We start from the raw sequence: 9,276 nt of genomic DNA, 5'->3' as shown, positions 1-9,276 counted from the left end.
ATGTACTGCTTCACTATGAACTCCTTCGATGTGAACGGCCACTACTTCTCCCCCGCCACCCGCACCGCCATGACCCACCTGACCTCGGGCGACACCGCGCCGTTCGAGGCCGCCGCCGCCGTCCGCGTGGCCGCGCACGCCGTCGACCGACTCCGGTCGCGCGGCACCGAGAGCCGGGGCCTGAGCCCGGCGGCCCTCGACCTGCTCGTCCGCCTGGGCGTGGCCGGCGAGCCGGGCCTGACCATCGGCGACCTGGCCGCGTCCGGCGGCATCAGCCCGCGCAACGCGACCGGCCTCGTGGACACCCTCGAACGCGAGGGGCTCGCCCGCCGGTCCCCCGACCCGGCCGACCGGCGGGCCGTCCGGGTCGCGATCACGCCCCCGGGCCGGGGCTGGGTCGAGGCGTTCCGCAAGCCGTCGGAGGTCGCCATGGCGGCGTTGTTCCGCGACTTCACGGACGAGGAAGTGGTGCTGCTGCGCCATCTCTGCCTCAAGCTGGTGACCGGCGCCGAGGCCCTCTCCTGACCTGCGAGACCCCCTCGCCGAGCGGTTCGGAGCCGATCAGCGAAACTTGACCCATGACCGACGCGCCCGATGACCGGACCAGCTTCGCCGAACTCGGGCTACGCCCGGAACTACTGCGGGCGCTCTCCGGACTCGGCTACGAGGAACCGACCCCCATCCAGAGCGAGGCCATCCCCCCGTTGTCCGAGGGACGTGACCTGCTCGGCCAGGCCGCCACCGGCACCGGCAAGACGGCCGCGTTCGCCCTTCCCGTCCTGGAGCGCATGGCGAAGGGCGAGCGCACCGAACGCGCGCCGTTCGCGCTCGTGCTCGTCCCCACCCGTGAACTGGCCGTGCAGGTGTCCGAGGCCATCCACCGCTACGGCCGCGAGCTGGGCGCCCGCGTGCTCCCGATCTACGGCGGCCAGCCGATCGGCCGCCAGCTGCGCGTGCTGGAGCAGGGCGTCGACGTCGTCGTCGCCACGCCCGGCCGGGCGATCGACCACCTCAACCGGGGCACGCTCAGCCTGGACCACCTCGAGATCGTCGTGCTGGACGAGGCCGACGAGATGCTCGACATGGGCTTCGCCGAGGACATCGACGCGATCCTGGCCGACGCGCCCGAGGCCCGTCAGACGGTGCTGTTCTCGGCCACGATGCCGCCCCGCATCAACCGCCTGGCCAACCAGCACCTCAAGGACCCGGTCCGCATCACGATCAGCCGTGAGCAGACCGAGCCCGGCGAGGCACCGCGCGTGCGGCAGGTCGCCTACGTCGTCCCCCGCGCGCACAAGCCCGCCGCGCTGGGCCGGGTGCTCGACGTCGAGGCGCCGACCGCGGCGATCGTCTTCTGCCGCACCCGCGACGAGGTCGACCAGCTCACCGAGACGCTCAACGGCCGCGGCTACCGCGCGGAGTCCCTGCACGGCGGCATCAGCCAGGAGCAGCGCGACCGCGTCATGGCGCGCCTGCGCAACGGCACGGCGGACCTGCTCGTGGCCACGGACGTCGCCGCGCGCGGCCTGGACGTCGAGCAGCTGACCCACGTGGTCAACTACAACGTCCCGTCCGCGCCCGAGTCCTACGTGCACCGCATCGGCCGGGTCGGTCGGGCCGGGCGTGAGGGCGTCGCGATCACGCTGGCCGAACCGCGTGAGCACGGCATGCTCAAGACCATCGAGCGCGTGACCAAGCAGCGCATCCAGATGGAGAAGGTCCCGACGATCGCGGACCTGCGCGCGCGGCGGCTGGAGCTGACCCGGGCGGCGCTGCACGAGAGCCTGCTGGAGGACGAACTCGAGGGCTTCCGCGTGGTCGTCGAGACCCTCGCGGACGAGTTCGACGTCATGGAGATCGCCCTGGCGGCGGTGAAACTGGCCCACGAGGCGACCGGGGCGGCCTCCGACGAGGAGGAGATCCCCGAGGTGGCGCCGCGCACCGACCGCCGCGGCGACGGCGCGCCCCGCCGGGAACGCCGCAGCCGCCCGCCGACGGCCGGCATGACCAGGCTGTTCGTGAACGCGGGCCGCAGTGCCGGCATCCGTCCCCAGGACCTGGTGGGCGCGATCGCCGGCGAGGCGCGGCTCAACGGCCGCGAGATCGGCGCGATCGAGATCGCCGACCGCTTCTCCCTGGTGGAGGTGCCCGAGAACGCCGCCCAGCAGGTGATCGTCGCACTGCGCGGCGCCACCGTGAAGGGCCGCAAGGTCACCGTGCGCCGGGAGCGCGACGAGCAGCGCTGACGCGAACCGGGTGGCCGTGTTCGGCGGCCACCCGGTCCTGCCGGGCCGAGTGCGTGGTCGGCTTCCCGAGCGTGTGCTCAAGATTCGCGTGTGTCGGACGTGCATCGGGAGTCCGAGTCCCGGACGCCTGGTGCCCGAGTGCGTGTTTCAGGATGCCTGAGCGCGTAACTCGGGGTGCCTGAGCGGAGGACACGCGTGGGCGGAAACGGCCTTCCGCTGATCGGATCAACGGATTACCGTGCGGTGATGGGTGATCCACTGCACGCCGCCGACGACGCCGTCGAGGCGTTGGGCATGGTCGACCGGGCCGCACGGCCCTACCTGGACGCACTGCCGCACCTGCCGGTGCGCGACGCGACGCACGCACACCTCCTCGACGACCTCGACGGTCCGCTGCCCGAGGACGGCGACGGCACCCTCACCGCCGTCGCCGAACTGCTCCGCATCGGCACCAAGGCCGCCACGCACTCGTCCGGGCCGCGCTTCTTCCACTTCGTGGTCGGCGGCGCGACCCCGGCGGCCCAGGCGGCGGACTGGATCACCTCCCTGCTCGACCAGCCGGCCGGTCTGTGGTTGACCTCGCCGCTGGCCACCCGCGCGGAGACCGTGGTCCTGCGGTGGCTCAAGGAGCTTTTCGGACTTCCGGCGTCCCACGGCGGCGTGCTCACGCCCAGCGCCACGTTCGCCAACCTCACCGGCCTGGCGTGCGCCCGCTTCGACTGGGGCCGCAAGCACGGCGTGGACGTGACCGCCGACGGTCTGGCCGGACTGCCGCGCATGCCCGTGTTCTCCAGCGGCTACGTGCACGCGAGCAGCCGCAAGGCGTTGCAACTGCTGGGCGTCGGCCGTGACCACGTGCGCACGCTCAGCCGCGACGACGCGGGCCGCATCGACCTCGAAGCACTGGACCGGGAGTTGGGCACCTCCGGCCCGGCCGTGGTGATCGCCAACGCGGGCGAGGTCAACGCCGGCGACTTCGACCCGGTCGACGCGATCGCCGACGTGGTCGCGCGGCACGACGCGTGGCTGCACGTCGACGGCGCGTTCGGCCTGTTCGCCGCGCTGTCGCCGCGCACCGCGCACCTCACCGCGGGCGTCGACCGCGCCGACTCGGTGGCCGCCGACGGGCACAAGTGGCTCAACGTGCCGTACGAGAGCGGGTTCGCGTTCGTCCGCGAGGCCGGGCTGCTCGGCCGGGCGTTCGGCGGCTGGAACGCGCCCTACCTGCCCGAGCCCGACGACGAGTTCGTCAACTACAACAACCTCGGCCCCGAGTCGTCGCGGCGGGCGCGGGCGTTCCCGATCTGGGCGACGCTGCGCGCGTACGGCCGCGCCGGGCACCGGGCCATGGTCGAACGCCACCAGGACCTGGCCCGCCGCCTGGGCGACGCGGTGGAGGCCGATCCCGACCTGGAGTCGCTCGCCCCGGTCACCGTCTTCGTGGTGTGCTTCCGCTACGCACCGGCGGGACTGTCCGAACCGGAGCTGGACGACCTCAACCGACGCCTGGGCGCCGAACTGCTCGACGACGGCCGCGTGTACGCGGGCACCACGGTCTACCGGGGCCGGGTGGCACTGCGGCCCGCGATCGTGAACTGGCGCACCACCGCCGACAACATCGACCTGCTCGTGCGTACCGTCAAGGAGATCGGCGCCCGGCTGTCCGGGCGCTAGCCGTCCACTGTGGACATGGGGGAACGATGCACGCCATGCAGTACGAGATCACCCTGCCCGCCGACTACGACATGGGGATCATCCGCGACCGCGTCGCGACGAAGGGGCACCTGCTCGACGCGTTCCCGGGCCTGGCGCTCAAGGCGTACCTGGTGCGGGAACGCGAAGCCGGGTCGCCGGTCAACGCCTACGCGCCGTTCTACCTGTGGCGCACGGCCGAGGGCATGAACTCGTTCCTGTGGGGTGCGGGCTTCCGGGGCCTGAGCGCCGACTTCGGCCGTCCGGTCGTGCGGCACTGGGTCGGCGCCGGCTTCGACCGCGGCCCGGCCCACGACGGCACGCCCACCGCGGCCACCCGCGTGGTCGACACCCTGGCGCCCGACGCCGACCCGGCCGAGGCCCTGGACCGGGCACTGGCCCGCGCCGCCGAGCACACGCCGGACGTGCACTCGGTCGCGGTGGCCGTGGACCCGAGCCGCTGGGAACTGGTCCGCTTCACCCTGTACGCCGGCGAGGCACCGGACGAGGGCGTGCGCTACCGCGTGGCCCACCTGTCCCGACCGGAACTCGCCGACCTGGCCACCGGCCGGCACTGGTGATCCCCGCTCAGCCCCGCAACCGCTGCCGGTAGGGCACGGACACGTAGCCGACCAGGTCGAGCACGCCGCCGGTGTCGCGGTCGAGTTCGTGGGCGAACCCGAGGATGTGGTCGTCCACGCGGTCCATCAGCCAGGCCAGCAGCACGACCACGACGTCCGCGAGCATGCCGACCTGGACCGGCATGTCCGCGCGTTCACCGGTCGTCACCGCACCCGCGAAGTCGGTCATGCCCCGCTGGGTCAGCTCGACCGGCCCGGTCTCGATCGCGCGCTTGAGCGAGTCGACGACCAGCGGCACGAGCGACTGCCACACGTCGCGTTCGGCGGTCTCGCAGATCAGGCCGCCGCACAACGCCGTGGTCCACAACGCGTGCGTGTCGGCCGCGCGCACCGCGCCGACCGCGAGGTCGGGCAGCAGCCGGGCGGCCGGTTCCCACGCGCCGTGCGCCACGGTCTTCTCGACCGCGTGCCGGTAGTGCTCCAACGCCTGCGGGTGCTCGCCGCGCGCGGTGGACAGGCGACCGAGATCGCCGTGGAGTTCGGCGACGTCGACGTGCGCGCCGAGGCGTTCGGCCTGGGCAAGGGCCGCCGAGGCGTAGTAGCCGGCGGTGTCCAGGTCGCCGCGGTCCTGGTGGCACAGCCCGAGCACGCGCAGCACGCCCAGCTCGGCGTGCTCGTCGCGCAGTTCCCGGAACAGCTCGGCCGCCTCGACGCCGGTGGCGATGGCCGCGTCGAGGTCGCCGCCGCGGTGCAGCGCCCGGCACCGGTCGAAGGTGAAGCGGGCGAGCGCGGCCCGGTCGCCGTCCTCGGCGGCCAGCTCCCGGCCCTCGGACGTGTACCGCAGCCACTCGTCGTGGTCGTCCGCTCGTTCGCTCAAGCCGCCCAGCACCTCTGTCGCCTCCAGCACGGTCGCCCGGTCGCCCTCGGCCCGCGCCCGCGCGGCGGCGTGCCGGGCCCGGTCGGACTCCCCCGACCGGGCCAGGGTCCGCGCGGCGCGGACCAGGACGTGCGGCCCGCCGCCCCGGGCCGTGCAGCGCTCGTACTCGTCGGCGGCGGCCACGTCGTCGCCCCGGCTCTCGTAGTACGCGCCGAGCAGTTCGTGCCGCCGGGCCAGGCGGCGGTCGAGGGCGTCGTCGGGCAGGTCGAGGTCGGGCAGCACGGCGTCCAGCCGGGCGATCAGGGCCGGGACGTCGTCGCTGTGCGCCGACTCGGCGAGCAGCAGGTCGACGTAGGCGACCGACCCGGTGACGTCGCCCGCCTCGGCCGCGACGCGCACGACGGTCAGCTCCCGGCGCAGCACGGGGACCAGCCCGTCGGGGCAGTCGGGCAACGCGGCGGCGAGAAGTCCGCCGTGCGCCGCCGCGGCCTCGTCGGCGGTGGTCGACCGGTCGCGCCACGGGTCGAGCCGGGTGTCGACCGTGCCGACGCACACGTGGGCGCGTTCGACGTCGCCGGGCGTGCCCGTGCCGACGACCGCCCGCGCGGCGGGTTGTTCACCGGCGGTGAGCCGGTCGACGACGACCCGGGCGAACGCGTCGGCCAGGTCGTCGGACACCGGCCACAGGGCCACGACGGCGCCCCGCGCGCCCGCGCGCAACCGGCGGCGTCCGGTGCCGGCCCACGGCCGGGCGGCCCGCGTGATCACCAGGGGCCGGTGTCCGAGCGGGCCGGGCTCGTCGGCGTCGGGGCCCAGGTGCACGAGTTCGACCGGCAGCGCGGTGGTCAGCCACCGCAGGGCCTCGGGCGTGGCCTCGTCCGGGGTCAGCACGAGCGGGTGGGTGAAGTGGTGGGCGGTCCCGGGGTCGGCGGCGGGCTCGCAGTCGGCGTCGACCACCACGGCGAACGTGGCGGCGGGCCGGGGGCCGGCGGCGGCGTGGAACTCGGTGAGCACGACCAGCGCGGCCCGGTCCAGGACGTGCCCGACGGGCTTGCGCGCCCAGTCGGAGTCCCACGTCCGCACGAACGGGTAGGGCAGGCCGGTGGTGAACGCGGTGAGCGCCCGGTCGCCGACCGCGTCCACGACGTGCGCGGGCACCTGCGCGGTGACGGCGTCGGCGACCGCGTCGACCAGGTGGCGTTGGTAGGCGTCGTCGTAGGCGGCGTGGTCGTGCGCGAGCAGGTCGTGCAGCACGGTCAGGTCGGGCACCGGCGTCACGACCAGCCGCGCGCCCCGGTGGTGCGCGTACAGGGCGGCGACCAGGACGTCGGTCGTGCCGGTGTCCTCGACGAGCACGGCCTCGTCGGTCCCGGCGTCGGGCACGGCCGGTACGGGCGCCGCGCCTTCCACGACGCGCAGCACGGCGCCGGTCCGACGGGCGAGGAGCAGCGCGGTGGCCGGGTCGGCGTCGGGCGCGACGTCGAGCGTGGGGCCGTCCACGTCGAGCAGGTCCCGGGCCGCCTTGGTGAGCACGGACAGGTCGTCGCAGCGCAGGTCGAGGCGTTCGGTGCCGACGAGGTCGGGTCCACCGGTCAGGTGGACGACGCGGCGCACACCCATCGCCACGGCCAGGTCGCCGGCCTCCCGGTCGTCGGTGGTCAGCAGCGGCGTGAACCGGTCGCCGGGCAGGCACGAGAGCACGACCGCGGCTTCGAGCACCTGGTCCGGGCGGCAGACGACGGCCGTGTCCGCGATCGGGTACACGGGCGCGCTGGCGACCGTGATGTCCACTTCGGACACGCCGGCGGGGAGTTCCACCGCGACGCCGTTCTCGACGACCTCGCACGGTCGCGTCGCCGACACGGACAGCCGCACCGCGTCGGGCGCGGTGAACGCGACGCCGTCGCCGGCCCGCTCGGCGGGCGCGTCGGCGGTGAGCAGCCAGCGCGCCGGTTCGGGCAGGTCGAACCGCAGGGTGAGCACGGCGTGCACACCGCCGTCGCCGGGCACGGGCTCGCCCGGGGACACGACGAGGTCGCGGGCGCCGCCCGAGGCGGACAGGTGCTCGCCGAGGGCGAGCGGCGGCTTGCCGTGCACGTCGAGCAGGACCGCGCGCAGCAGCCCCGACTCGAAGCGGAACCGGATTCCATGTGGGGCACCGAGGTCCACGGACTCACACCCTTGCCGGACGTTCGATGAGGTGGCCGGCCGAACTTACGCCACGCAGGTCTCGAAACAGACCCTGGTGGGTGAACTCGCGGACCGAAACGCTGTGTCGATCAAGAAGTCAGGCGGTCGGGCGCCTCGGTGCGCGCCGCCGGGGTCCACGGCGTGCGCCGCCGCGTGCCCGCGAACCGCACCTGGTCGCGCCCCAGCCGCTTGGCCGAGTAGAGCGCGGAGTCGGCGGCGGCGAGCATGCCCTCGATGGTGTCCTCGGGCACGAACGGGTACACCGCGATGCCGATGCTGACCGTCAGGCCGGCGACCGTGCCGCCGCCGGTCTCGATCACCAGGCCGTGGACCTGCTCGCGGATGCGTTCGGCGACGTCGAGTGCCTCGGCCGGTTCGATGTCGGGCAGCAGCACGGCGAACTCCTCGCCGCCGAACCGGCCGACCGCGTCGCCCCGGCGCACCACGGCGGTGAGCGCGGTGGCGATGCGCCGCAGCACCACGTCGCCCGCCGGGTGGCCGTGGGTGTCGTTGATGCCCTTGAAGTGGTCGACGTCCACCATGAACAGACCCATGGTGCCGCCGGGCCGCTGCCGGGTGCGGTCGAGTTCGACCCGGGCCTGGAGGTGCCACGCCTCGGCGTTGAGCAGGCCGGTCTTGGCGTCGGTGCGCGCGGCCAGTTCGAGCTGGTGGATCAGTACCGTGCGGTGCAGGGCGACGGCCGCGACGACCATCGGCACCGCGAAGCCGGGCCACCAGGCGACGGCGAGCGCGACGAACATGCCCAGGGCGAGCTGCGCGGCCTCCAGCAAGTTGTCCCCGGCCGTGCCGAACGCGTTCCGCAGCGACCGGACGGGCACGGTGAGCAGGATGACCGCGGCGACCAGGAACGTGTTGACCGCCCACTGCGCGAGCCCGGCGCCGAGCAGGCCGACCAGGTCGAGCGGGCCCTCCGGGGCGCGGGCGGCGAGGTGCTCGCGCAGGCCGGTCAGCCCGACGACGGTGTTCGCGGCGAGCGCGGCCAGCACCATCATCGCCATGGTGAAGACGTTGCGGTGCGGCGGCCGGGAGGCGTCCCAACGGCCGACCAGCCACCAGCGGTGCAGGTAGATGAACACGACCAGCAGCACGGCCGGCAGCGGCGGCAGCGCCAGGGCGCCGGCCAGGATCCAGATGCTGCACAGGTCCACGTGCGGGTGGTGGCTGTGGTCGCGGCGGATGCGTTCGATCCACCGCGAACAGTGCAGGTGCAGCGCGGCCGAGACGGCGAGGACGCCGAAGGTGGTCCAGGCACCGTCGCCCACCGGACGCGTCGCGGACAGCGCGATGGCGACGACGGCGAGCAGGTCGACGGTCAGGACGAAGACGAGCGCAGGGCGGGACAAGGTGCGCAGTCGCAGCAGGTGTCTGTCACCCGGCGACGCCGACCTCGATCCGCCCATAGGTTCCTCACGACCGTCCGCCCCGGACAGCACACGCTCCCCGACGGAGCGTCACAGTAATTGTGACCTCCACCGCTGTCAGCCGCTACCGGGGTGACGGAAACCACACTGTAGACGACGATGCGCGGCAAGATCGGGCGTTCCCCTGCGGGAATGCCACCTGATCGCGTATCCCACATCCGGAGGGGGTGACCACGGTGCGCGACAAGATCTGGTACATCCTCACCGTCCCCCGTCGGAACCGCCGCCACATCGAGAGGAGGTGCGTC

At 73.9% G+C, this 9,276-nt stretch carries 6 protein-coding genes; 4 read left to right on the top strand and 2 right to left on the bottom strand.

Annotation, left to right across the window (positions count from 1 at the left end):
• The first annotated feature begins 15 nt into the window (after positions 1-15).
• From F4559_RS11760 to F4559_RS11745, 4 genes are all read left to right on the top strand, one after another.
• Positions 16-525, top strand: coding sequence for a MarR family winged helix-turn-helix transcriptional regulator (locus F4559_RS11760; protein WP_246445160.1), 510 nt, complete (start codon positions 16-18; stop codon positions 523-525).
• A gap of 53 nt (positions 526-578) precedes the next feature.
• Positions 579-2,246 carry a DEAD/DEAH box helicase gene (locus tag F4559_RS11755; protein WP_184668361.1) on the top strand — a complete coding sequence of 556 codons (1,668 nt, stop codon included), beginning with the start codon at positions 579-581 and terminating at the stop codon, positions 2,244-2,246.
• A gap of 246 nt (positions 2,247-2,492) precedes the next feature.
• On the top strand, positions 2,493-3,920 hold the full coding sequence (locus F4559_RS11750; protein WP_184668360.1) for a pyridoxal phosphate-dependent decarboxylase family protein: 1,428 nt from the start codon (positions 2,493-2,495) through the stop codon (positions 3,918-3,920).
• Between the two features lie 35 nt (positions 3,921-3,955).
• The gene (locus F4559_RS11745; protein WP_246445157.1) at positions 3,956-4,519 is read left to right on the top strand and encodes a DUF4865 family protein; all 564 of its coding nucleotides are present in this window, start codon (positions 3,956-3,958) and stop codon (positions 4,517-4,519) included.
• Between the two features lie 7 nt (positions 4,520-4,526).
• Here F4559_RS11745 and F4559_RS11740 read toward each other — a convergent pair whose 3' ends face one another.
• Together F4559_RS11740 and F4559_RS11735 are read right to left on the bottom strand one after the other, a co-directional pair.
• Positions 4,527-7,565 carry a tetratricopeptide repeat protein gene (locus F4559_RS11740; protein WP_184668358.1) on the bottom strand — a complete coding sequence of 1,013 codons (3,039 nt, stop codon included), beginning with the start codon at positions 7,563-7,565 and terminating at the stop codon, positions 4,527-4,529.
• Positions 7,566-7,675: 110 nt separating this feature from the next.
• Entirely contained in the window at positions 7,676-9,007 is a 1,332-nt protein-coding gene (locus F4559_RS11735) for a GGDEF domain-containing protein (protein ID WP_184668357.1), read from the bottom strand.
• Positions 9,008-9,276: the final 269 nt, after the last annotated feature.

It is taken from the genome of Saccharothrix violaceirubra, from assembly GCF_014203755.1.
GTDB lineage: Bacteria > Actinomycetota > Actinomycetes > Mycobacteriales > Pseudonocardiaceae > Actinosynnema > Actinosynnema violaceirubrum.
Note: the sequence above shows the minus strand (reverse complement) of the source record. Positions and strands in the feature narration are given on the sequence as shown.